Below are 22,726 nucleotides of genomic sequence, written 5' to 3' on the forward strand. Positions count from 1 at the left end.
AAGTCAGCCCTGCCCGGTCCGCCCGGCCGGCTCGATCCGCGTGCCCCGCTCGGGCGACTCTCGCGGCAGGATCGGGCGGGGGATGCCCGGCGGCCGGTCGCGGCGGCGCCATTCGCGGGGGTAGCCGAGGGAGACCTCCTCGAAGGGGACTGACTCCAGCACGGTGCTGCGGGGGATGTGCAGATGGCCGTACACCATGGCGGCCACCCGGAAGCGGCGGTGCCAGTCCGCGGTCAGCGTGGTGCCGCACCACATGGCGAACTCGGGGTACCACAGGATGTCCATGGGGTGCCGGTCCGTCGGATAGTGGTTGACCAGCACGAGCGGCAGGTCACCCGCCTCCTCGGCGAGCCTGCGCTCGGTCAGCTCGACCCGCGCCCGGCACCAGGCCTCGCGCGTGGGATAGGGGTCGGGGTGCAGCAGGTGCTCGTCGCTGCACACGATGCCGGTGCTGTGCGCGTAGGCCAGCCCCTCGGCCTTGGTCGCGCAGTCCTTGGGCAGGAAGGAGTAGTCGTACAGCAGGAACAGCGGCGCCACCAGGGCCGGACCGCCCGGGCCCTCCCACACCGGGTAGGGGTCCTCGGGGGTGAGCACGCCGAGGTCCCGGCACATCGCGACCAGGTGCTCGTAGCGGGCGACGCCGCGCAGGGTGACGGTGTCGCGCGGGTGGGTCCACAGCTCGTGGTTGCCGGGCGCCCAGACGACCTTGCGGAAGCGGTCCGCGAGCAGTTCCAGGGCCCAGTGGATGTCCTCGACCGTCTCCGCCACGTCCCCGGCGACCAGCAGCCAGTCGTCCTCCGAATCCGGACGCAGCTTCTCCACCAGCGCCCGGTTCTCCGCATACCCGATGTGCAGGTCGCTGATGGCCAGCAGCCGCCCGCCCCCGCCGGCCCTCGACGCCACGCGCCTGCCCCCTCGTCGGCCTCGGTCGGCCCTCGCCGTACCTCTTCGTCCACCGTTCGTCACTACAACAACACATCCCGCGGGCGAGCGACAAGGCGTTCGGGTCCGCGCGCCACGGGCACCCTCCGGGCCGCCGAATCCGTAACACGCGCGTTGCACGCGGCACCCCGGGAAAGCCGTATGATCCCCCCAACACCACCGCCCCGAAACTCCCTTCGCCAGGGCGGTTCGGTGACCCTCCCTCCATCCTGCCCGGGCACGGGCCGCTCCGCCCTGCCCGCGAACCGTGAAAGGCGGCCTGCATGGTCTCTCGCGTACGCGTCTGGCTCAACCGCACGTACGCGGAGAACGTGTTCTTCATGGATCAGCTGCGGCGAAATCCCAGCGACCGGGCCGTCGAGATCCATGCCACGCACGGTGACCCGGACTCGCCGGTGCTGGCCGCCGCCGACACCGCCGAGCTGGAGCCGGAGGGCCTGTCCCCGGCCGGGTACGTGGAGTACGCCCTGGACCAGTGCGCCCGGCGCGGCATCGACGTGTTCGTGCCCCGGCTGCACCAGGCGGCGATCGCCGCGCACCGCGCGGAGTTCGAGGCGATCGGTACGGCTCTGCTGGCGCCGCCGCCGGAGGCGATCGCCGTCTTCGAGGACAAGATCGTCGCGTACGAGGCGGTCCAGGCGATCGGGCTGCCCGTGCCGCCGTGGTGGCGGGTCCGCGACGCCGACCAACTCCTCGCCGCGGTGGAGGAGTTGGAGGCCGGCGGGCACAAGGCGTGCTTCAAGCCGGCCTCCGGGGCGGGCGGGGTCGGCTTCCGGGTCGTCACGCGCGCGCCCTTCTCGCTGGTGCACCTCAGCGGCTTCCCGAGCCCGTACGTGCATCTCGACCTGGTCGTCGAGGCGCTGCGGCAGGCCGAGGAGCCGGTGGACTGGCTGGTGATGCCGCGGCTGGAGCAGCCGGAGGTGTCGGTGGACTGCCTCACCGGGCCGGACAACCGGGTGCGGCTGGCCGTGGGCCGTACCAAGAACGGGCGGCGGCGCGGGTTCACGCTGCACGAGCAGTGGCTGGAGCCGGCGCGGAGGATCGCCGAGGGGTTCGGGCTGCGGTATCTGTCCAACATCCAGTTCCGGATGTTCGGGGAGGTGCCGGTGCTGATGGATGTCAACACGCGGCCTGCCGGGGGCCTGCATCAGCTGTCCCTGTGCGGGGTCAATGCGCCTTGGCTGGCTGTGCAGTTGGCGCTCGGGGAGGACCCCGGGGAGGTCCAGCCGCCGTTCCTCGGGCAGGACTACACGGTGGTTTCCGGGCCGCGGCCCTTGCGGGCTGTGTCCTTGCCTCAGCAGCGCGTCGAGGGGGCGGCGTTGTTGCCGGCCTTGCCGGCGCCGATGGAGTCCGTCGAGAGTGCGGCCACCGTCCTGCCGCTCTAGATCGTCCGCCGGGTGCGGGATTCGTGTGGTTGCTCGCCCAGTTCCCCGCGCCCCCGAACGGCCACGTCCTGCTCAGGTATGGACCAATCCCGCGCCTTCTCTTGACAGCGCGATTGGTCCATACCAACTTTGTTGGCGCACTTCTCTGCACCCCTGTGCACTCCCGAACACCCCACACCCCTCAGGGAGATCGCGTGCGCCACTCACTCCTCAGTCGCTCCAGACGCAGACTCCTCGCGCTGTGCGGGGCCGTCGGACTCGCGGTCGGCGGGGCCGTGGCCCTGCCCGGTACCGCTCATGCGGCCAACATCCTCAGCAACTCCGGCTTCGAGTCAGGGGCGTTGTCGCCCTGGTCCTGCTCCGGGAACCTCGGGTCGGTCGTCTCCTCCCCCGTCCAGGGCGGGTCCCGGGCCCTCCAGGGGGCCGCGAGTTCCAGTGACAACGCCAAGTGCGGGCAGACAGTCGCGGTCCAGCCCAACACGACGTACTCGCTCAGCGGTTGGGTGCGCGGCTCCTATGTCTACCTCGGGGTGGACGGCGGGGCCTCGACCTGGACGACCTCCCCGTCGGCGTACAGCCGGCTGAGTCTGTCCTTCACCACCGGCGCCTCGCAGACCAGCGCGCGGGTGTATGTGCACGGCTGGTACGGGCAAGGGACGTACTACGCCGACGACATCAGCCTCGACGGACCCGGCGGCGGGGGCGGCGGGGACACCCAGGCGCCGAGTGTGCCGGGCAGCCTGCGCTCCACCGGCAAGACGTCGTCCAGTGTGTCGCTGACGTGGAACGCCTCGACGGACAACGTCGGCGTCACGGCGTACGACGTCTTCAGCGGCTCCAACCAGGTCCTGAGCGTGTCGGGGACGAGCGCCACGGTCTCCGGGCTCGCGGCGAGCACGTCGTACACCTTCACCGTGCGGGCCAGGGACGCGGCGGGGAACAGCTCCGGCGCCTCCAACGCCGTGACCGTGACGACCGACGCCGGCGGTGGCGGGGGCACCGGCTTCAAGCAGGCCGCGCCCTATCTGTACCTCGGCTGGGGCGACCCGCCCAGCGCGACCTCGGTGATGAGCGCGACCGGGATCAAGTGGTACACGATGGCGTTCATCCTCTCCTCCGGCGGCTGCAACCCCGCCTGGGACGGCAGCCGGCCGCTGACCGGCGGCAACGACCAGAGCGTCATCAACTCCATCCGTTCCGCGGGCGGCGACATCGTCCCGTCGATCGGCGGCTGGAGCGGCAACAAGCTCGGCCCGAACTGCTCGACGCCGGAGGCGCTGGCGGGCGCGTACCAGAAAGTCATCGACGCGTACGGGCTGAAGGCGATCGACGTCGACATCGAGAACACGGACGAATTCGAGAACGCGGCCGTGCAGGACCGCATCCTGGGCGCGCTGAAGATCGTGAAGGCCAACAACCCCGGTCTGCGCACGATCCTCACCTTCGGCACCTCGACGACCGGCCCGACCTACTGGGGCAACCGGCTCATCGACCAGGCCAAGGCGCTCAACGCGAACATCGACGTGTTCACGATCATGCCGTTCGACTTCGGGGGCGGCTCCGACATGTACGGCAACACCGTGAACGCGAGCGAGGGGCTGAAGAACAAGCTGAAGTCGGCCTTCGGCTGGGACGACGCCACCGCGTACGCGCACATCGGGATCTCCGGCATGAACGGGCTGTCCGACCAGCAGGAGCTGACCTCGACCGCGATCTGGACCCAGATCCGCGACTGGGCGAACTCCCACCACATCGCCCGGCTCGCCTACTGGGCGGTCAACCGTGACCGGCCGTGCCCGGGCGGCGGCGTGACCAGCAACTGCTCCGGCATCAGCCAGAACAACTGGCAGTTCACCTCGATCACGGCCGGCTTCACCGGCTGACCATCGCGGTGCCGAGGGGCGTCCCCACCGGGGCGCCCCTCGCGCGCGTCTCTCACGCAGGGTCCTCGCCCAGCTCCTCGAACAGGGTGAGCTGAAGGGCGGCAGGGGCCTCGAGGCGGGAGTTCAGGGAGTTCCAGGGCGTGCGGGTCGGCTCGGCGATGACCTCCGCGCCGGCGGCGGCCAGCTTCGCGGTGACGGCGGCGGAGTCGCCGACCTGGAAGGCGACCCGGATCTGTCCGGCGACCCTGCGGCCGACCTCGACGTCGTCGATGAACGCGGCGTGGTTCGGGTCGGTGATCTCCAGGGTGGCCCGGCCCGCCTCCAGGATGGTGACGTGGCCGCCCGGCGAGGAGAACGCGGCGCGCTCGGGCAGCCCGAGGACGTCCCGGTAGAAGTGCAGCGCCGCCTCGTAGTCGTCGGCAGTGACGACCAGGCGCAGTTCGCGGACGGCGGGTTCGTCGGACATGGGGCTCCTTCTTGATCACGAGTGCCTCTCGGTGAACTCCACGCGGACTCCGGATGATTCCCGGCGCCGTGCTTCACCTCTTGACGACCCGCGCGACCGAGAGGACATTGAGCGCACCTCTGAGAGCGCTCTCAAAGCTCCCCGCACCGCGCGCCCCGCACCCCGCACCCCGTATCCGCAATCCCGTGTCCCAGACGTACGAGAGGCACCCCCACATGGACCGCACCTCAGGCACACCCGGACGCCGCCCGCTGCGGCGGGCCCTCGTCGCGGCCGTCGGCACGCTCGCCCTGGCCGCGGCCGCCGCCACGACCGTCACCTCCACGGCGAACGCCACCGCGCCGACGCCCCCGTCCGGCTGGACGCAGGTCTTCGCCGACGACTTCGACGGTCCGGCCGGGTCGGGCGTGAACACCGCCAACTGGCAGTACGCGACCGGCACGTCCTACCCCGGCGGCGCCGCCAACTGGGGCACCGGCGAGGTCGAGACGATGACCTCCAGCACCAACAACGTGGCGCTGGACGGCAGCGGCAACCTGCGCATCACCCCGCGGCGCGACGCGTCCGGCAACTGGACCTCGGGCCGTATCGAGACCAACCGCACCGACTTCCAGCCCCCGTCCGGCGGCAAGCTGCGCGTCGAGGCCCGTATCCAGATGCCGAACGTGACCGGCGCCGCGGCCAAGGGCTACTGGCCGGCCTTCTGGATGCTGGGCGCGCCCTTCCGCGGCAACTACTGGAACTGGCCGGGCGTCGGTGAGCTGGACATCATGGAGAACGTCCAGGGCCTGAACACCGTCTGGGCCACGATGCACTGCGGCACGAACCCCGGCGGCCCCTGCAACGAGACGACCGGCATCGGCGGTTCGACGAGCTGCCCCGGCACCACCTGCCAGGCAGGCTTCCACACCTACCGCATGGAGTGGGACCGCTCGACGAGCCCCGAGCAGATCCGCTTCTCCGTCGACGGCACCAACTACCACACGGTCAGGGCCGATCAGGTCGACGCGACCACCTGGTCGAACGCCACGAACCACGGCTTCTTCGTCATCCTGAACGTGGCGATGGGCGGCGGCTTCCCCGGCGCCTTCGGCGGCGGCCCGGACTCCGGCACGGTCCCCGGGCACGCGATGGTCGTCGACTACGTCCAGGTGCTGTCTTCCGGCGGCGGAGGCGGCACCACTCCGCCGCCCACCGGCAACCGTGACGCCTACTCCCCCATCCAGGCCGAGTCCTACGACGGCCAGTCCGGCGTGATGACCGAGGGCACCACCGACTCCGGCGGCGGCCAGAACATCGGCGCGGTCGCCAACGGCGACTGGGTCCTCTACCGGGGCGTCAACTTCGGCTCCTCGGCGGCCCGGCAGTTCTACGCCCGGGTCGCGAGCGGCGCGGGATCGGGCGTGAGCGGCCTGGTCGAGGTCCGCCTGGACAGCCGTACCAACGCACCCGTCGGCAGCTTCGCGCTCGGCAACACGGGCGGCTGGCAGTCCTGGCGCACGGTCCCCGCCAACATCAGCGGCGTCACCGGCACCCACGACGTCTACCTGACCTTCAGCAGCGGCCAGCCGGCCGACTTCGTGAACGTCAACTGGTTCGATTTCGGGCACTGAGCACCGCCCGCGAGGGGGCTTCACGCACGCGTGAGGCCCCCTCTACGCTGCGCGGGTGACGGAGATCGTGACGTACGTCGAGATGACCGGACGGGACGAGCTGGAGCCCGCGTCCGCGGTGCCCGGGCTGAGCCTGGAGCCTCCGGAGCGGGACTCGCCCCTGGTCGTCGACCTGCTGGCCGGTGTCGGCGCGCCGCACGGTTGGAAGAGCGCGCGCCGGACCCCCGAGGAGTGGGGTGCCTGGTTCGCCGCGGCTCCGGAGCGGACGTTCTGGCTGCTGTCCTTCGAGGGCACACCTGCGGGCATCGTCACCTACGACCCGCATCCGGGCGGCGAGGTGGAGATCAAGTCCTTCGGTCTGCTGCCCGAGTTCGTCGGCAAGGGCCTCGGCGGGTTCGCCCTGACGCTCGCCGTGCGGGGTGCCTGGGAGCTGGCCCCTGCGGTGAGCCGGGTCTGGCTGCACACCTCGTCGTCGGACCACCCCCGCGCGCTGCCCAACTACCGCCGCCGGGGGTTCCGTCCGTACCGGACCGAGGAGGCCGGACGCGGCTGAGACGCCTCAGCGCAGTTCCGTGCGGAAGGCCGCCGGGGTCATGTCCGTGTGCTGGTGGAAGAACTTGGAGAAGTTGGCCGCGTCGGGGAAGCCGACCGCGGCGCCGACGCGGCCGATGGGCAGGTCGGTGTGGGCGAGCAGGCGCTTGGCCTCCAGGACGACGCGTTTGTCGATGAAGCCCTTGGGGGTCTCACCGGTCGCGGCGCGCACCGCGCGGACCAGGGTGCGGCGGGAGATGGCGAGGCTGTCGGCGTAGGTGCTGACGCTGTGGTTGGTGGCGAAGCCCTTCTCCACGGCGTCCCGGAACAGGGTGAACGTGGTGTCGGAGGGGTGCCGCTCGGCCTCGGCGGAGCGGGCCGCGAGGTGGGCGAGGCGCAGCAGGAACGCGGTCAGGGAGTGGCGCAGCACGGCGGTGTGCAGGCTCAGCGGGAGGGTGCGGTCGTCCTCGTACTCGCGGCGGAGCTGGTCGAGGGAGGCCGTCAGAGCGGCGAGCTCGCTCTCGCCGGGGTGCAGCAGCGGCGGCAGGTCGTAGCGGTAGAGGCCGGTGGCCTCGACGGTGGCGCGCGGCAGGAAGCCGGGCTGCATGGTCAGGACGGTTCCGCGGTACTCGGCGGCGGTCGAGAAGCGGTGCACCTGTCCGGGGCGGATCCACAGCAGGTCGCCCGCCCGGGCCTCGTACTCGGCGAAGTCGATCATGTGGCGGACGGGGCCGGCGGAGAACAGCATCACCACGTGGAAGTCGATGCGGTGGACCTTGTCGAGCGGTGCGTCGGGGTGCCAGGTGCGGGCGCCGCCCATGGGGCCGACCTGCATGCCGACGCCGCAGACGCTGTGGTCGGAGGGGAAGGCGAAGGTTCTGATGCCGTCGCCGTCGGCCGCGTCCGCCCGCCGGGGGGTGGTTCTGTCCGCCATGTCCTTCTCGCGCTGACTCGTCCGTACGGGTGATGTCCCACTTTCACCAAAGGCTGACACACGCGGACCTGGCCTCGTAAAAGTCAGACTTTTAATGTCTAACGCGTCCGACCAGCAATCCCGCTCTTTCAGAGGACTTCTTGAAGATGAGCACGCAGACGCCCGACAGCTTCGAGTGGACCGAACTCGACCGGCGTGCCGTCGACACGGCCCGCCTTCTGGCCGCCGACGCCGTACAGAAGGTGGGCAACGGCCACCCCGGCACGGCGATGAGCCTGGCCCCGGCCGCGTACACGATCTTTCAGAAGGTGATGCGCCATGACCCGGCCGATCCGGAGTGGACCGGCCGTGACCGCTTCGTGCTCTCCCCCGGCCACACCTCGCTGACGCTGTACACGCAGCTCTTCCTCGCCGGCTACGAGCTGGAGCTGGACGACCTCAAGGCGTTCCGCACGCAGGGCTCCAGGACGCCCGGCCACCCCGAGTACGGCCACACGGCCGGTGTCGAGACCACGACCGGCCCCCTCGGCCAGGGCGTCGCCAACGCGGTCGGCATGGCGATGGCCGCCCGCTACGAGCGCGGCCTGTTCGACCCGGACGCCCCGCAGGGCACCTCGCCCTTCGACCACACGATCTGGGCGATCGTCTCCGACGGCGACCTCCAGGAGGGCGTCTCCGCCGAGGCCTCCTCCCTCGCGGGCCACCAGAAGCTCGGCAACCTCGTCTTCCTGTACGACGACAACCACATCTCCATCGAGGGCGACACGGCGACGGCGTTCTCCGAGGACGTCCTCGGGCGGTACGCGGCGTACGGCTGGCACACCCAGCGCATCGAGCCGACCGCCGAGGGGGACGTCGACGTCCACGCGCTGTACGCGGCCCTGAAGGCGGCGCAGGCCGAGACCGAGCGGCCGTCGATCATCGCGATGCGCACGATCATCGCCTGGCCCGCCCCGAACGCGCGGAACACCGAGGCCTCCCACGGCTCGGCGCTGGGCGAGGAGGAGATCGCCGCCACCAAGCGCCTCCTGGGCTTCGACCCGGAGCGCAGCTTCGAGGTCGCCGACGAGGTCCTCGCCCACACGCGCCGGGCGCTGGACCGGGGCGCCGAGGCGCACGCCGCCTGGGACAAGCGGATCGGCGAGTGGCGGACAGCCCTGCCGGAGCGTGCGGCGCTGTTCGACCGGGTCGTGGCCGGTCAGCTGCCCGAGGGCTGGGAGTCCTCGGTCCCCGTCTTCGAGGCGGGCAGGTCGGTCGCCACCCGTGCCGCCTCCGGCAAGGTCCTGCAGTCGCTCGGCGCCGTGCTGCCCGAGCTGTGGGGCGGCTCGGCCGACCTCGCGGGCTCGAACAACACCACGATCGACAAGACCTCGTCGTTCCTGCCCGTCGGCAACCCGCTGCCCGAGGCCGACCCGTACGGCCGTACCGTCCACTTCGGCATCCGCGAGTTCTCCATGGCCGCGGAGATGAACGGCATCGCGCTGCACGGCAACACGCGCGTCTACGGCGGCACCTTCCTGGTGTTCTCCGACTACATGCGCAACGCGGTGCGCATGTCGGCGCTGATGCAGCTGCCGGTGACGTACGTGTGGACGCACGACTCCATCGGTCTCGGCGAGGACGGCCCGACCCACCAGCCCGTGGAGCACCTGGCCGCGCTGCGCGCCATCCCGGGCCTGAACCTCGTACGCCCCGCCGACGCCAACGAGACGGCGATCGCGTGGGCCGAGATCATGCGCCGGCACTCCACCGAGCCGGCCCCGCACGGGCTGGCCCTCACCCGGCAGGGCGTGCCGACCTACGCGCCGAACCCGGACGCCGCGCGCGGCGGTTACGTCCTCGCGGAGTCCTCCACCGAGACCCCCGACGTGATCCTGATCGCCACCGGCTCCGAGGTCCAGCTGGCCGTCGGCGCGCGCGAGCGGCTGGAGGCCGAGGGGATCGGGACGCGGGTGGTGTCGATGCCGTCCGTGGAGTGGTTCGAGGAGCAGCCGCGCGAGTACCGCGACAGCGTGCTTCCGCCGTCCGTGCGAGCCCGTGTCGCGGTCGAAGCCGGGATCGCCCTCACGTGGTACCGGTTCGTAGGTGACGCAGGACGCATCGTCTCCCTCGAACACTTCGGCGCCTCCGCCGATGCCAGCACCCTGTTCGCCGAGTACGGCTTCACCGCACAGAACGTCGCCGCCGCGGCCAGGCAGTCGCTGGCCGCAGCGCGTGGTTGATCCGACCGCCAGAAAGAAGATGATCGAGAAATGACCGAAGCACCCGTCCTCAAGCGCCTCTCCGACGAGGGCGTCTCCATCTGGCTGGACGACCTGTCGCGCAAGCGGATCACCACCGGCAACCTCGCCGAGCTGGTCGCGACCAGGCATGTGGTGGGCGTGACCACCAACCCCTCCATCTTCCAGGCCGCCATCGGCTCCGGCGAGGGCTACGAGGAGCAGCTCGCCGACCTGGCCGTGCGGGGCGTCACGACCGACGAGGCCGTGCGGATGATGACCACCGCCGACGTGCGGGCCGCCGCCGACATCCTGCGGCCGGTGTACGACGCGACAGGCGGCCGGGACGGCCGGGTCTCCATCGAGGTCGACCCCCGTCTCGCACACGCCACGGCGGCCACGATCGCCGAGGCCAAGCAGCTCGCGTGGCTGGTGGAACGCCCCAACGTCATGATCAAGATCCCGGCGACCAAGGCGGGCCTGCCGGCCATCACCGAGGTGGTCGCGCAGGGCATCAGCGTCAACGTGACCTTGATTTTCTCCCTGGAGCGCTACCGCGAGGTCATGGACGCCTACCTCGCGGGCCTGGAGAAGGCGCAGGCCGCGGGCCTGGATCTGTCTAGCATCCACTCTGTGGCCTCATTCTTCGTGTCGCGCGTGGACGCCGAGATCGACCGCCGCCTGACCGCGCTGGGCTCCGACGAGGCCCTGGCGCTCAAGGGCCGGGCGGCGCTTGCCAATGCCCGGCTGGCCTACGAGGCGTACGAGGACGTCTTCTCGGCGGAGCGCTGGCTGGCGCTGGCCGGCACGGGCGCCAACAAGCAGCGCCCGCTGTGGGCGTCGACCGGTGTGAAGGACCCGGCGTACAAGGACACGCTGTACGTCGACGAGCTGGTCGCGCCCGGCACGGTCAACACCATGCCGGAGGCCACGCTGAACGCCACCGCCGACCACGGCGTGATCACCGGTGACACCGTGACCGGCGGCTACGCGCAGGCCCGTGCGGACCTCGCGGCCGTCGAGCGGCTCGGCATCTCCTACGACGAGGTGGTGACCCGGCTGGAGGACGAGGGCGTGGCCAAGTTCGAGGTGGCCTGGCAGGACCTGCTGGACACCGTGACGAAGTCCCTTATGAGCAAGGGAGTTGACGGGGAATGAGCAACGAGAGTGCGGAACCGGCGGTGGCGGCCCCGGTGAGTGTGCCGGCCACCGACTGGTCCAACCCGCTGCGGGACGGCAGGGACCGCCGGCTCCCCCGGATCGCGGGCCCCTCCGGGCTCGTCATCTTCGGCGTCACCGGCGACCTGTCCCGCAAGAAGCTGATGCCGGCCGTCTACGACCTGGCCAACCGCGGCCTGCTGCCGCCGGGCTTCTCCCTGGTGGGCTTCGCCCGCCGCGACTGGGAGGACCAGGACTTCGCGCAGGTCGTCCACGCCGCGGTCAAGGAGCACGCCCGCACGCCGTTCCGCGAGGAGGTCTGGCAGCAGCTCGCGGAGGGCATGCGGTTCATCCCGGGCGACTTCGACGACGACACGGCGTTCAAGACGCTGCACGACACCGTCGAGGAGCTGGACGCGGCCCGCGGCACCAGCGGCAACTACGCCTTCTACCTCTCGGTGCCGCCGAAGTTCTTCCCCAAGGTCGTGCAGCAGCTGAAGAAGCACGGCCTGGCGGACGCCCCCGAGGGGTCCTGGCGGCGGGCGGTCATCGAGAAGCCGTTCGGCCACGACCTGGGAAGCGCGCGGGAGCTGAACGCGCTCGTGCACGACGTGTTCGACCCGGAGCAGGTCTTCCGGATCGACCACTACCTGGGCAAGGAGACGGTCCAGAACATCCTGGCGCTGCGCTTCGCCAACCAGATGTTCGAGCCGATCTGGAACCGCTCCTACGTCGACCATGTGCAGATCACCATGGCCGAGGACATCGGCATCGGAGGCCGTGCCGGCTACTACGACGGCATCGGCTCGGCCCGTGACGTCATCCAGAACCACCTGCTCCAGCTGATGGCGCTCACCGCGATGGAGGAGCCCGCCTCCTTCGACGCGGGCTCGCTGCTCACCGAGAAGCTGAAGGTCCTCAAGGCCGTGAAGGTGCCGGACGACCTGGGCCGGCACACCGTGCGCGCGCAGTACGCGGGCGGCTGGCAGGGCGGCGAGAAGGTGCGCGGCTACCTCCAGGAGGACGGCATCGACCCGGCCTCCACCACCGACACGTACGCGGCGATCAAGCTGAACGTGGACAACCGCCGCTGGGCGGGCGTGCCGTTCTATCTGCGCACCGGCAAGCGGCTCGGCCGACGGGTCACGGAGATCGCGGTCGTCTTCCAGCGCGCCCCGCACTCCCCCTTCGACTCCACGGCCACCGAGGAGCTCGGACAGAACGCCATCGTCATCCGGGTGCAGCCCGACGAGGGCATGACGGTCCGGTTCGGCTCCAAGGTGCCGGGCACGTCCATGGAGATCCGGGACGTCACGATGGACTTCGCCTACGGCGAGTCGTTCACCGAGTCCAGCCCGGAGGCCTACGAGCGGCTCATCCTGGACGTCCTCCTCGGGGACGCCAACCTGTTCCCCCGTCACCAGGAAGTGGAAGAGTCCTGGAAGATCCTCGACCCGATCGAGGAGTACTGGGCGACGCACGGCCGTCCGGCGCAGTACGCGTCGGGCAGCTGGGGTCCCGAGGAAGCCGACGAGATGCTCGCACGAGACGGACGGAGCTGGCGCAGGCCATGAAGATCGACCTGACCGACACCACGGCAAGCAAGATCAACAAGGCGTTGGTGCAGGGCCGCCGCGCCATCGGGACCCCGGCTGTGGGCATGGTCCTGACGATGGTGATCGTCACGGACGAGGAGAACGCCTACGACTCGATCAAGGCGGCCGAGCAGGCCTCGCACGAGCACCCCTCGCGCACCCTGGTCGTCATCAAGCGGCACGCCCGCACCCCGCGCGACCGCACCGCCTCCCGCCTCGACGCCGAGGTGCGGGTAGGCGCCGACGCGGGCACCGGCGAGACCGTCGTGCTGCGCACCTACGGCGAGGTGTCCGACCACGCCGACTCGGTCGTGCTGCCGCTGCTGCTGCCCGACGCCCCCGTGGTCGTGTGGTGGCCCGTCGACGCCCCCGAGGTGCCCGCCAAGGACCCGCTCGGCGCGCTCGCACAGCGCCGCATCACCGACATGTACGCCGTCGAGCACCCGCTGCAGGCGCTGGAGACGCGCGTACGGTCCTACGCCCCGGGCGACACCGACCTCGCCTGGACCCGGCTGACGCCGTGGCGCTCGATGCTGGCCGCGGCCCTGGACCAGGCCCGCGAGAAGATCGTGTCGGCCGCCGTGGAGAGCGAGGCCGACAACCCCAGCGCCGAGCTGCTGGCCCGCTGGCTGGAGGCCCGCCTCGGCGTCGACGTCGACCGCGTGGTCACGGCGGGGCCGGTCGTCACGGCCGTACGCCTGGGCACCGAACACGGTGAGGTCGTCATCGACCGCCCCGAAGGCCCGCTGGCGACGCTGTCGCTGCCCGGCCAGCCCTCGCGCACCCTCGCCCTGAAGGTGCGCTCGACCTCCGAACTCATCGCCGAGGAGCTGCGGCGCCTCGACGCCGACGAGATGTACGCCATCGCCCTGCGCGGCGAGGCCGGCAAGGAGACCCCTTCTCATGTCTGACTCCCCCAAGCTGACGCGGCGCCCGGAGTGGACCGCCCTGGAGGACCACCGCGCCGAGGGGCAGCCGCATCTGCGCGAGCTGTTCGCCGCGGACCCCGGGCGGGCGGAGCGGTACGTCGTACGCGTGGGTGACCTGCGCATCGACTACTCCAAGCACCTGATCACCGACGAGACCCTCGCCCTGCTCCAGGAACTCGCCACCGCCACCGACGTGTTCGGGCTGCGCGACGCGATGTTCCGCGGCGAGAAGATCAACATCACCGAGAAGCGCGCCGTGCTGCACACCGCGCTGCGCGCCCCGCGCGACGCGGTGATCGAGGTCGACGGCGAGAACGTGGTGCCGAAGGTGCACGCCGTGCTGGACAAGATGGCCGACTTCGCCGGGCGGGTGCGCTCGGGCGAGTGGACCGGCCACACCGGCAGGCGCATCCGCAATGTCGTCAACATCGGCATCGGCGGCTCCGACCTCGGCCCGGCGATGGCGTACGAGGTGCTGCGGTCGTTCACCGACCGCGAGCTGACCGTCCGCTTCGTGTCGAACGTGGACGGCGCCGACCTGCACGAGGCGACCCACGACCTCGACCCGGAGGAGACGCTGTTCATCGTCGCCTCCAAGACCTTCACCACGATCGAGACGATCACCAACGCCACCTCCGCGCGGACATGGCTCGTGAACGGCCTCGGCGGCGAGGAGAAGGCGGTCGCCAAGCACTTCGTCGCCCTGTCGACGAACGCCGAGAAGGTCACCGAGTTCGGCATCGACACGGCCAACATGTTCGAGTTCTGGGACTGGGTCGGCGGCCGGTACTCCTACGACTCGGCCATCGGCCTGTCCCTGATGATCGCCATCGGCCCGGACCGCTTCCGCGAGATGCTCGACGGGTTCCACCTCGTCGACGAGCACTTCCGAAGCGCCCCCGCCGAGGCCAACGCCCCGCTGCTGCTCGGCCTGTTGGGCATCTGGTACGGCAACTTCCACGACGCCCAGTCGCACGCGGTGCTGCCGTACAGCCACTACCTGTCGAAGTTCACCGCCTACCTCCAGCAGCTCGACATGGAGTCCAACGGCAAGTCGGTGGACCGTGACGGCGACCCCGTGGAGTGGCAGACCGGCCCGGTCGTGTGGGGCACGCCCGGCACCAACGGGCAGCACGCCTACTACCAGCTGATCCACCAGGGCACCAAGCTGATCCCGGCGGACTTCATCGGCTTCGCACGGCCCGTGGCCGAGCTGAGCGACGAACTCAAGGCGCAGCACGACCTGTTGATGGCGAACTTCTTCGCCCAGACGCAGGCGCTGGCCTTCGGCAAGACGCCCGAGGAGGTGCGCGCGGAGGGCGTGGCCGAGGAGCAGGTGCCGCACCGCACCTTCCGCGGCAACCACCCCACCACCACGATCCTGGCGCGTGAGCTGACCCCGTCGGTGCTCGGCCAGCTGATCGCCCTCTACGAGCACAAGGTGTTCGTGCAGGGCGCGGTGTGGAACATCGACTCCTTCGACCAGTGGGGCGTGGAGCTGGGCAAGGTCCTGGCCAAGCGCATCGAGCCCGCTCTGACCGAGGGCGCGGACGTGCCCGGTCTGGACGCCTCCACCGCCGCCCTCGTCGCGGCCTACCGCGACCTCAAGGAAGTGAAGTAACCATGCAGCTCGGTCTCATCGGTCTCGGCAAGATGGGCGGCAACATGCGCGAGCGCATCCGCCGCGCGGGCCACACCGTCATCGGCTACGACCGCAACCCGGACCTCGCCGACGTCGGCAGCATCGCCGAACTGGTCGACAAGCTCGAGGGCCCCCGTGTGGTGTGGGTGATGGTCCCGGCCGGCGGCCCGACCCAGTCGGTCGTCGACGAGCTGGGCAACCTGCTCTCCCCCGGCGACATCGTCGTCGACGGCGGCAACTCCCGCTGGACGGAGGACGAGAAGCACGCCAAGGAGCTCGGCGCGAAGGGCATCGGCTTCGTCGACGCCGGTGTCTCCGGCGGTGTGTGGGGCCTGGAGAACGGCTACGCCCTGATGGTCGGCGGCGACGCCGCGAACATCGCCCGGGTCCAGCCGGTCTTCGACGCGCTCAAGCCGGAAGGCCCGTACGGCTATGTCCACGCGGGCCGGGTCGGCGCGGGCCACTTCGCCAAGATGGTCCACAACGGCATCGAGTACGCCATGATGCAGGCCTACGCCGAGGGCTGGGAGCTGCTGGAGAAGGTCGACTCCGTGGACAACGTCCGCGAGATCTTCCGCTCCTGGCAGGAAGGCACCGTCATCCGCTCCTGGCTGCTGGACCTCGCGGTCAACGCCCTGGACGACGACGAGCACCTGGACAAGCTGCGCGGCTACGCCGAGGACTCGGGCGAGGGCCGCTGGACGGTCGAGGCGGCCATCGACAACGCCGTGCCGCTCCCGGCGATCACCGCCTCCCTCTTCGCGCGGTTCGCCTCCCGCCAGGAGGACTCCCCCCAGATGAAGATGATCGCCGCGCTGCGCAACCAGTTCGGCGGCCACGCGGTCGAGAAGAAGTAGGTCCTGTCGTGGGGGATCTTCTGCTGGTCCGCCACGGCGAGACGGAGTGGAGCGCCACGGGACGCCACACCAGCTTCACCGACCTGCCCCTCACCCCCAACGGTGAGGGGCAGGCCAAGTCCCTGGCGCCGCTCCTGTCGGGCCGGACCTTCTCATCCGTCCTCACCAGCCCGCTCGCCCGCGCGGTGCGTACCGCCGAACTCGCGGGCCTGACCGGGGCCGTCACCGACCCCGACCTGCACGAGTGGGACTACGGCGGCTACGAAGGCATAACCACCGCCGAGATCCACCGCACCCGCCCCGACTGGGACCTGTGGCACGACGGTGTCGCGCCCGGCCCCGAACACCGGGGCGAGAGCCCGGCCGAGGTCGGCCTGCGCGCCGACCGCGTCCTGTCCCGGGCCGCCGACGCGCTCACCGACGGCGACGTCGTCCTCGTCGCCCACGCCCACTTCCTCCGTGTCCTCACGGCCCGCCGCCTGGGGCTGTCCCCGGCCGAGGGCCGCCTGTTCCAGCTCGGCACGGGCACGGTGAGCCGGCTGTCGACCGAGCATGACCGGCCCGTCATCGCGGAGTGGAACACCAGGCCGTAAGCGCTGAGTTGACACCCGCTGTCCGGCCGGGTCAGAGTCGCCGCTGATGGAGATCAACGACCTGACCCCGGCCGAGCAGCGGGTGTGGCGGGCCTTTCCGCAGGGCCGGGCCGTGGACTTCCGCGAGACGGACGACCCCGAGCCCGCCGCCTGGGGGCCCGAACGGACCGTGCGCGCCGAGGTGTTGCGGGCGCTGCTGCTCAACGGCCCGCAGCCGGACGGTGAGATACCGGCGCTCGATCTGATGGGCGCCCGTGTCACCGGGCGGCTCGACCTCCAGTACGCGACGATCGAGCACCCGGTGCGGCTGCGGCACTGCCGCTTCGACGAACCGCCGCGCTGCCATGCCGCCCGGCTGCGTGAACTGAACCTGAGCGAGTCCGTGCTGCCGGGCCTGCTCGCCCCGACCGTCCACGTCGACGGCGCGCTGCGGCTGACCCGGGCGCGGGTCGACGGGACCGTCCGGCTCGGCGGTGCGCAGATCAGCGGCAGCCTCTACCTGGAGAGCGCCCGGATCGGCACACTTGATGCCGAGGAGCCGGTCCTCCAGCTCAACCAGGCTTCACTCGGTGCCGACCTGTGGGCGCCGGGGCTGCGCACGCGGGGGCAGATCCGGCTCAACGGCGCGAGTGTCGCCGGCTCGGTGAACCTCAGCGAGGCGCGGCTCAGTCACCCGGGAAACGCCGCGATGGACGCCGAGACCCTCACCGTCGAGGGCGACATGCGCGTCCGCTACGCGGAGGTGGAAGGGTGGATCGGGCTGCGCGGGGCGCGGATCGCAGGGCGGCTGGACCTGTCGTACAGCCGGCTGTCGCATCCCGGCGAGTCCGGACTCAGGACCAGCAGTTGCGCCATAGGCGAGCTGTGGCTGCGCGGCCCCGCCATGGAAGGAACCTTGAACCTGCGCCGGACTCAGGTCGACGTGCTGTTCGTGGAACCGGAGGCCGTACCGGAGGTCGTGCTCCTCAACGGGCTCGTGTACTCCTCCCTCATGCCGCACGAACCCGCCGAGCGCCGGCTGCCGATGCTGGAGCGGGACCGCGACGGGTATGTGCCGCACTCCTACGAGCAGTTGACCGGCGCCTACCTCCGGATCGGGGACGAGCACGCGGCCCGGCTCGTGCAGCTAGCCAAGCAGCGCAGGCACCGCACGACCCTGCCGTGGTACGGCCGGCTGTGGGGCGTTGTCCAGGAGGCGACCGTCGGCTACGGCTTCCGGCCGCTGCGGGCGGCGGGCTGGCTGTTGTCGCTGCTGGCCGTGGGCTCGCTGGTGTACGGGCTGCACCATCCGGAACCCCTGAAGGCCGGGGAGGCACCGGACTTCAACCCGGTCTTCTACACCCTCGACCTGCTGGTGCCGGTGATCTCCTTCGGACAGGAGGGCGCCTTCGCGCCGCGCGGGTGGTACCAGTGGCTGTCGTACGTGCTGGTCATCACCGGGTGGATCCTCGCCTCCACGGTGGTGGCGGGTGTGAGCCGGTCGGTGAGCCGGCAGTAGCCGGTCAGGCCGACGGGATGCCGTACGCGTGCTCCACCCTCAGGCGCAGGACCAGTCGTCGGTCGCGGACCATCGCGGCGCGGCAGTCGTCCCAGTCGGGGTGTTCGCCCTGGACGTCGCGGTAGAGGCGGATGAGTTCCTCGACCGTGTCGTCGTGCGGGTCGGCGGCGACGGGCGTGAGGTCGGCGGTGCCCTCGGCGACGGTGTAGGCCCGTCGGTCGGCGCTGGTGACGTGGTAGGACGCCCGGGGGTCGCGGCGCAGGTTGCGGGTCTTGGCGCGGTCGTCGGTGATCGACACGCGGATGATCCGCTCGTCGGGATAGTAGGCGTGGCTGACATTGGACAGCTGAGGGCGGCCGTCCCGCTTGAGGGTGACGAGCACCCCACTGTGGCCCTCGGAGAGCAGCTTGAGCAGTGCGTCCTGAGTCATGCCTGCTCCAACCCGCCTGTGGGCGCACCGTATTCCCGAGAATGAGACCCATGAGTAGACAGTGTCTACCGCTCGCTGGTAGACACTGTCTATGCATGATTCGGAGACGGGCCTGCGCGCCCGGTTGGTCGAGGTCGGCGTGGAGCTGGTGGCGCGCGAGGGCGTCCAGGCGCTGACCCTGCGGGAGATCGCCCGCCGGGCGGGGGTCTCGCACGGGGCGCCGCGCCGCTACTTCCCCACCCACCTGGAGCTGCTGTCGGCCATCGCCCGGCGTGGTTTCGCGGACCTCGCCGAGCGCACCGAGCGGGTTCTGGGCGACCAGGGCCCGCGCGAGCAGGTGGCAGCGCTGGCCCGTGTGTACCTGGAGTTCGCGCTGGACCACCGCGGCATGTACGAGCTGATGTTCCGTCACGACCTGCTGGAGAGCGGTCATCTGGGGCTGCGCGACACCAGTCTTCCGCTGTTCGCCGCGCTGGTGGAGCGGGTCGCGGCGGTACGGCCGGACGCCGACGCCCGTGTCGTCGCGGGCGCGCTGTGGGCGAACCTGCACGGGATCGCCCAGTTGTGGGGCTGGGGAAGCCTCCAACTGGCCACCGACGTGAAGGACTTCGGGCCTGTGCTGGATGCCGCCCTGGACGCCCACCTCGGCCCTGCGAGCGACCGGTGAGGGCCCGGCTGACGCTGGCGAGCAGCGTGGCCGGTGCGGTGATCGTCGCTCTGGACGGCACGGTGCTCACGGTCGCGCAGCCCACGCTCCAGCGGGACCTCGGGACGAGCTTCGCGCAGGCGCAGTGGACCAGCACCGGGTATCTCGTCGCGGTGGCCGGGCTGCTGGTGTTCGGCGGCCGGCTCGGCGACCGCTACGGGCACCGGCTCCTGTTCGGCCTGGGCATGCTGGGCTTCGCCGCGACCTCGGCCGCGATCGGGCTCGCGCCGGGCATCGGGTGGGTGATCGCCCTGCGGGTCGTGCAGGGCGTGTGCGGGGCCCTGCTGCAACCGGCCACGCTGGGCATGCTGCGCACCGCCTACCCGCCGGACCGGCTGCGCACGCCGCTCGCCGTCCGCACGGCGGCCATCGGCCTGGCGGCCGCGGCGGGGCCCCTGCTGGGCGGGGCCCTGGTGACGCAGTGGGGCTGGCGGTCGGTGTTCTTCCTGAACGTGGCCCCGGCCCTGCTCTTCGGCGTCCTCGCCCTCACCGGCGTGCGCAGGGAGAGGGAGCGCCCTCGCCGCACGCCCCGCCTGGATCTCCCCGGCGCTCTGCTGCTGGCCGTGGCGCTCGGGTGCCTGGTGCACGCGCTCGTCGGGGTGCCCGACTCCGGGTGGACCGCCGCGAGCGGTGTCGCCCTGGCCGTGGCGGTCGCCGCGGGGGTGGGCTTCGTACGGCATGAGGGGCGGGCCGACGATCCGCTGGTGCCGGGGTCCCTGGTGGGGGCGCGGGCCATCGGGGCGGCGCTCGGGGTGCTGGTGGTGGCGTCGGCCGCGCTGCACGGGACGCTGTTCGCCTGTGTCTACCTGCTCCAGGACACCCTCGGTCTGGACCCCTTCGAGAGCGCGGTGCGCAGTCTGCCGCTCGCGGTGCTGATGGTGGCGGCCGCCGTGCTGTGCCCCCTGCTGCTGCGGCGGCAGGGCGCCCGGCGGGCCACCGTCGCGGCCATGGCCGTGCTCGCCACCGGCATTCTGCTGCTCGCCGGGGCGTCGTCCACGCTGCCGCTCTGCACCGGGTTCGCGCTGGTGGGGGCCGGGTTCGGCACGGTGATGGTGGCGGCCACACAGGTCGTCGTACGGCGGGCTCCCGCGGCGTCGGCCGGGGTGGCGGGCGGCCTGCAGCAGACCGCGCTGAACGTCGGCCCGGTGCTGGGCGTCGCCGCGGCGGCCGCACTCGTCGGGGCCGGCGGTCTGCGGCTGCCGCTGCCGGTGCTGGCCGGTGTGGCCGCGGCCGGGGCGGTGGCGGCACTGCTGCTGCCGGGGGTGGAGAGCACCGCACATGCTGAGCGGGCCGAGCCTGCCGAGTCCGCGGGGCGCGCGCCGGGCGCGCGTCACGGTGGTGAGGAGGCGCACTTCACGGGCTCCGTGCGCGATCATGGGTGCTGAGGGCCTCCCGGCGGGGTAGTCCGTTCGCACCCCGTCGAACGGAACCGGAGGAGAGCGCGATGGCACAGCTGCGGCAAGAGGCCGAACCGAACGAGGCAGGGCTCGACGCGGAGGCGCTGGGCCGCCTGGACCGACACTTCGCCCACGAGGTCGACGAGGGCCGCCTGCCCGGCTTCCTGGTGGCCGTGGCGCGCGGCGGCAAGGTCGCGCACCTCACGACGTACGGGAAGCGGGACATCGCGGCGGGGCTGCCCGTGGAGGCGGACACCCTGTGGCGGATCTACTCGATGACCAAGCCGGTGACCGCGGTGGCCGCGCTGATGCTGGTCGAGGAGGGGCGGCTGTCGCTGGACGACCCGGTCGCCCGCCATCTGCCCGCCTTCGCCGACCCGCGCGTGTACGTCGACGGGTCCGGGCCGGAGGTGAGAACCCGGCCGGCCGCCGGACCCATACGCGTGCGGCATCTGATGACCCACACCGCGGGCCTCACCTTCGGCTTCTACCACACCCACCCGGTCGACGCCCTGTACCGGGAGGCGGGCCTGGAGTCCTCCGTGCCGCCGGGCAAGGACCTGGCGGAGACGATCGAGGTGTACGGGAGCCTGCCGTTGCAGTTCGAGCCGGGCACCCAGTGGAACTACTCCGTGGCCAGCAACGTGCTGGGGCGGATCATCGAGATGGTGTCCGGGCAGTCGCTGGACGAGTTCTCCGCCGAGCGGATCTTCCGGCCGCTCGGGATGACGGACGCCGGTTTCCAGGTGACGGACGAACAGGCGCCGCGGCTCGCCGAGTTGTACGGCGAGCAGGAGGGCGGCGGCATCGCGCCGGTGCCGGGGCTGCCGTTGCGCGGCGGGCGGCCCCGGTTCCTGTCCGGCAGCGGCGGGCTGGCGATGAGCGCCCACGACCTGCACCGGTTCATGGAGATGCTGCGCCGCCGGGGCGAGTTGGACGGCAGCAGGCTGCTGGCGCCCGGCACGGTGGACCTGATGACCCGAAACCACCTGCCGGGCGGCGCCGATCTGCGCTCCTTCGGCAGCCGGCCCGCCCATGACGTGCCCGGCAACGAGGGGGTCGGCTTCGGGCTCGGAGTCTCGGTGGTCATCGACCCCGGGCGCACCCCGACGCCCGCCGGGCTCGGCACGTACGGCTGGACCGGCGTGGCGTCCACGGCGTTCTTCGTCGACCCGGGCCGTGATGTGACGGTGCAGTTCCTGACGCAGGTGCGGCCGCGCGGCACCAGCAGCGTCTTCCCCGCCGTACGGCGGCTGGCCCACGAGGCGATCAGGGACTGAGCTGCGCCACCGCGTCCAGGTGGGGCAGCCGGTGGTCCATCCGCTCCCGCTTGGTGCGCAGATAGGTGATGTTGCTCTCGCACGGCGGGATCAGCAGCGGCACCTCCTCGGCGACCCGGATGCCGTGCCGGGTCAACGCCTCCCGCTTGAGCGGGTTGTTGGACATCAGCCGCACCGAGCGCACCCCGAGGTCGCGCAGGATCTCCGCGGCGACGCCGTAGTCGCGGGCGTCGACCGGCAGACCGAGGGCGAGGTTCGCCTCCACGGTGTCCAGGCCCTCCGCCTGAAGTGCCATCGCGCGCAGCTTGGCCAGCAGGCCGATGCCGCGGCCCTCGTGCCCTCTCAAGTAGACGACCACGCCCCGGCCTTCGGCGGCAACGGCCCGCAGCGCCGAGTCGAGCTGGTCGCCGCACTCGCAGTGCCGCGAGCCGAAGGCGTCGCCGGTCAGGCACTCGGAGTGCAGCCGGGTCAGCACGTCCTCGCTGCCGAGGTCCCCGTGGACCAGGGCGACCTGTTCCTCACCGCGGTCGTGGTCGAGATAGCCGACCGCGGTGAATTTCCCGTACACCGTGGGGAGCGGGGCATTCACCACGCGTTCCACTCCGGTGCGGGGTGCGGACTTCTGGGCGAGTACGCCGAGCTTTTCTGTCATGATCTGTTCCTCAGCA

The 22,726-nt window shown here is 71.4% G+C and carries 20 protein-coding genes; 15 read left to right on the forward strand and 5 right to left on the reverse strand.

The window, feature by feature from the left end:
- Window positions 1–3: 3 nt before the first annotated feature.
- Window positions 4–903 (reverse strand): metallophosphoesterase family protein, encoded by a 900-nt coding sequence (locus RKD23_RS07350; protein ID WP_424852909.1) that lies wholly within the window; start codon window positions 901–903, stop codon window positions 4–6.
- A gap of 302 nt (window positions 904–1,205) precedes the next feature.
- Here RKD23_RS07350 and RKD23_RS07355 point away from each other — a divergent pair, with 302 nt between their 5' ends.
- Complete coding sequence (locus tag RKD23_RS07355; RefSeq protein ID WP_424852910.1) at window positions 1,206–2,327, forward strand: ATP-grasp domain-containing protein; 1,122 nt, start codon at window positions 1,206–1,208, stop codon at window positions 2,325–2,327.
- 194 nt (window positions 2,328–2,521) lie between these two features.
- A complete protein-coding gene (locus tag RKD23_RS07360; protein ID WP_424852911.1) occupies window positions 2,522–4,210 on the forward strand; it encodes a carbohydrate binding domain-containing protein in 1,689 nt (562 codons plus the stop codon).
- Window positions 4,211–4,262: 52 nt separating this feature from the next.
- Here RKD23_RS07360 and RKD23_RS07365 read toward each other — a convergent pair whose 3' ends face one another.
- Window positions 4,263–4,676 carry a VOC family protein gene (locus RKD23_RS07365; RefSeq protein WP_424852912.1) on the reverse strand — a complete coding sequence of 138 codons (414 nt, stop codon included), beginning with the start codon at window positions 4,674–4,676 and terminating at the stop codon, window positions 4,263–4,265.
- Window positions 4,677–4,891: 215 nt separating this feature from the next.
- Between RKD23_RS07365 and RKD23_RS07370 the strand changes: the two genes are divergently transcribed.
- Together RKD23_RS07370 and RKD23_RS07375 are read left to right on the forward strand one after the other, a co-directional pair.
- Window positions 4,892–6,289 (forward strand): glycoside hydrolase family 16 protein, encoded by a 1,398-nt coding sequence (locus tag RKD23_RS07370; protein ID WP_424852913.1) that lies wholly within the window; start codon window positions 4,892–4,894, stop codon window positions 6,287–6,289.
- A gap of 55 nt (window positions 6,290–6,344) precedes the next feature.
- Window positions 6,345–6,842 carry a GNAT family N-acetyltransferase gene (locus RKD23_RS07375; RefSeq protein WP_424852914.1) on the forward strand — a complete coding sequence of 166 codons (498 nt, stop codon included), beginning with the start codon at window positions 6,345–6,347 and terminating at the stop codon, window positions 6,840–6,842.
- A 6-nt stretch (window positions 6,843–6,848) separates the two neighbouring features.
- Here the strand turns inward: RKD23_RS07375 and RKD23_RS07380 are convergent, their stop codons facing one another.
- Window positions 6,849–7,754, reverse strand: a complete 906-nt coding sequence (locus tag RKD23_RS07380) for a helix-turn-helix domain-containing protein (protein WP_424852915.1) — start codon at window positions 7,752–7,754, stop codon at window positions 6,849–6,851.
- Between the two features lie 146 nt (window positions 7,755–7,900).
- Here RKD23_RS07380 and tkt point away from each other — a divergent pair, with 146 nt between their 5' ends.
- Genes tkt through RKD23_RS07420 form a run of 8 tightly spaced genes read left to right on the forward strand, consistent with a single transcriptional unit; the run spans window position 7,901 to window position 18,245 of the window.
- The gene (gene tkt, locus RKD23_RS07385; RefSeq protein WP_424852916.1) at window positions 7,901–9,976 is read left to right on the forward strand and encodes a transketolase; all 2,076 of its coding nucleotides are present in this window, start codon (window positions 7,901–7,903) and stop codon (window positions 9,974–9,976) included.
- A 30-nt stretch (window positions 9,977–10,006) separates the two neighbouring features.
- Window positions 10,007–11,131 carry a transaldolase gene (gene tal, locus RKD23_RS07390; protein WP_424852917.1) on the forward strand — a complete coding sequence of 375 codons (1,125 nt, stop codon included), beginning with the start codon at window positions 10,007–10,009 and terminating at the stop codon, window positions 11,129–11,131.
- The gene (gene zwf, locus RKD23_RS07395; protein WP_424852918.1) at window positions 11,128–12,705 is read left to right on the forward strand and encodes a glucose-6-phosphate dehydrogenase; all 1,578 of its coding nucleotides are present in this window, start codon (window positions 11,128–11,130) and stop codon (window positions 12,703–12,705) included. Before tal ends, zwf begins: the two co-directional genes overlap by 4 nt.
- Complete coding sequence (gene opcA, locus RKD23_RS07400) at window positions 12,702–13,637, forward strand: glucose-6-phosphate dehydrogenase assembly protein OpcA (protein ID WP_424852919.1); 936 nt, start codon at window positions 12,702–12,704, stop codon at window positions 13,635–13,637. The genes zwf and opcA overlap by 4 nt, the downstream gene beginning before the upstream one ends.
- Complete coding sequence (gene pgi, locus RKD23_RS07405) at window positions 13,630–15,276, forward strand: glucose-6-phosphate isomerase (protein WP_424852920.1); 1,647 nt, start codon at window positions 13,630–13,632, stop codon at window positions 15,274–15,276. Before opcA ends, pgi begins: the two co-directional genes overlap by 8 nt.
- A gap of 2 nt (window positions 15,277–15,278) precedes the next feature.
- Window positions 15,279–16,154, forward strand: coding sequence for a phosphogluconate dehydrogenase (NAD(+)-dependent, decarboxylating) (gene gnd / locus RKD23_RS07410; RefSeq protein WP_424852921.1), 876 nt, complete (start codon window positions 15,279–15,281; stop codon window positions 16,152–16,154).
- Between the two features lie 8 nt (window positions 16,155–16,162).
- A complete protein-coding gene (locus RKD23_RS07415; RefSeq protein WP_424852922.1) occupies window positions 16,163–16,747 on the forward strand; it encodes a histidine phosphatase family protein in 585 nt (194 codons plus the stop codon).
- Window positions 16,748–16,793: 46 nt separating this feature from the next.
- Window positions 16,794–18,245, forward strand: coding sequence for a membrane-associated oxidoreductase (locus RKD23_RS07420; protein WP_424852923.1), 1,452 nt, complete (start codon window positions 16,794–16,796; stop codon window positions 18,243–18,245).
- 4 nt (window positions 18,246–18,249) lie between these two features.
- Here the strand turns inward: RKD23_RS07420 and RKD23_RS07425 are convergent, their stop codons facing one another.
- Window positions 18,250–18,675: a PPOX class F420-dependent oxidoreductase gene (locus RKD23_RS07425; protein WP_424852924.1), complete on the reverse strand. Its 426-nt coding sequence runs from the start codon at window positions 18,673–18,675 to the stop codon at window positions 18,250–18,252.
- A 91-nt stretch (window positions 18,676–18,766) separates the two neighbouring features.
- Between RKD23_RS07425 and RKD23_RS07430 the strand changes: the two genes are divergently transcribed.
- The 3 genes from RKD23_RS07430 to RKD23_RS07440 are packed head-to-tail and all read left to right on the forward strand — an operon-like array spanning window position 18,767 to window position 22,058.
- Window positions 18,767–19,342, forward strand: coding sequence for a TetR/AcrR family transcriptional regulator (locus RKD23_RS07430; RefSeq protein ID WP_424852925.1), 576 nt, complete (start codon window positions 18,767–18,769; stop codon window positions 19,340–19,342).
- Window positions 19,339–20,766, forward strand: a complete 1,428-nt coding sequence (locus RKD23_RS07435; RefSeq protein ID WP_424852926.1) for an MFS transporter — start codon at window positions 19,339–19,341, stop codon at window positions 20,764–20,766. The genes RKD23_RS07430 and RKD23_RS07435 overlap by 4 nt, the downstream gene beginning before the upstream one ends.
- Window positions 20,767–20,825: 59 nt before the next feature.
- On the forward strand, window positions 20,826–22,058 hold the full coding sequence (locus RKD23_RS07440) for a serine hydrolase domain-containing protein (RefSeq protein WP_424852927.1): 1,233 nt from the start codon (window positions 20,826–20,828) through the stop codon (window positions 22,056–22,058).
- On the opposite strand, the gene ribA is transcribed toward RKD23_RS07440, so the two are convergent.
- Window positions 22,048–22,710, reverse strand: a complete 663-nt coding sequence (gene ribA, locus RKD23_RS07445; protein WP_424852928.1) for a GTP cyclohydrolase II — start codon at window positions 22,708–22,710, stop codon at window positions 22,048–22,050. The two genes, RKD23_RS07440 and ribA, sit on opposite strands and share 11 nt — an antisense overlap.
- Window positions 22,711–22,726 lie beyond the last annotated feature (16 nt).

The sequence above is a fragment of the Streptomyces sp. SAI-170 genome (assembly GCF_049739565.1).
Lineage (GTDB): Bacteria > Actinomycetota > Actinomycetes > Streptomycetales > Streptomycetaceae > Streptomyces.

Bases quoted from the DNA above. Each gene is read 5' to 3' on its own strand.
- RKD23_RS07355 (WP_424852910.1), top strand. From the start codon at position 1,206: ATGGTCTCTCGCGTACGCGTCTGGCTCAACCGCACGTACGCGGAGAAC.
- RKD23_RS07365 (WP_424852912.1), bottom strand. From the start codon at position 4,676: ATGTCCGACGAACCCGCCGTCCGCGAACTGCGCCTGGTCGTCACTGCC.
- RKD23_RS07370 (WP_424852913.1), top strand. From the start codon at position 4,892: ATGGACCGCACCTCAGGCACACCCGGACGCCGCCCGCTGCGGCGGGCC.
- RKD23_RS07380 (WP_424852915.1), bottom strand. From the start codon at position 7,754: ATGGCGGACAGAACCACCCCCCGGCGGGCGGACGCGGCCGACGGCGAC.
- tkt (WP_424852916.1), top strand. From the start codon at position 7,901: ATGAGCACGCAGACGCCCGACAGCTTCGAGTGGACCGAACTCGACCGG.
- tal (WP_424852917.1), top strand. From the start codon at position 10,007: ATGACCGAAGCACCCGTCCTCAAGCGCCTCTCCGACGAGGGCGTCTCC.
- zwf (WP_424852918.1), top strand. From the start codon at position 11,128: ATGAGCAACGAGAGTGCGGAACCGGCGGTGGCGGCCCCGGTGAGTGTG.
- opcA (WP_424852919.1), top strand. From the start codon at position 12,702: ATGAAGATCGACCTGACCGACACCACGGCAAGCAAGATCAACAAGGCG.
- pgi (WP_424852920.1), top strand. From the start codon at position 13,630: ATGTCTGACTCCCCCAAGCTGACGCGGCGCCCGGAGTGGACCGCCCTG.
- gnd (WP_424852921.1), top strand. From the start codon at position 15,279: ATGCAGCTCGGTCTCATCGGTCTCGGCAAGATGGGCGGCAACATGCGC.
- RKD23_RS07420 (WP_424852923.1), top strand. From the start codon at position 16,794: ATGGAGATCAACGACCTGACCCCGGCCGAGCAGCGGGTGTGGCGGGCC.
- RKD23_RS07425 (WP_424852924.1), bottom strand. From the start codon at position 18,675: ATGACTCAGGACGCACTGCTCAAGCTGCTCTCCGAGGGCCACAGTGGG.
- RKD23_RS07430 (WP_424852925.1), top strand. From the start codon at position 18,767: ATGCATGATTCGGAGACGGGCCTGCGCGCCCGGTTGGTCGAGGTCGGC.
- RKD23_RS07440 (WP_424852927.1), top strand. From the start codon at position 20,826: ATGGCACAGCTGCGGCAAGAGGCCGAACCGAACGAGGCAGGGCTCGAC.
- ribA (WP_424852928.1), bottom strand. From the start codon at position 22,710: ATGACAGAAAAGCTCGGCGTACTCGCCCAGAAGTCCGCACCCCGCACC.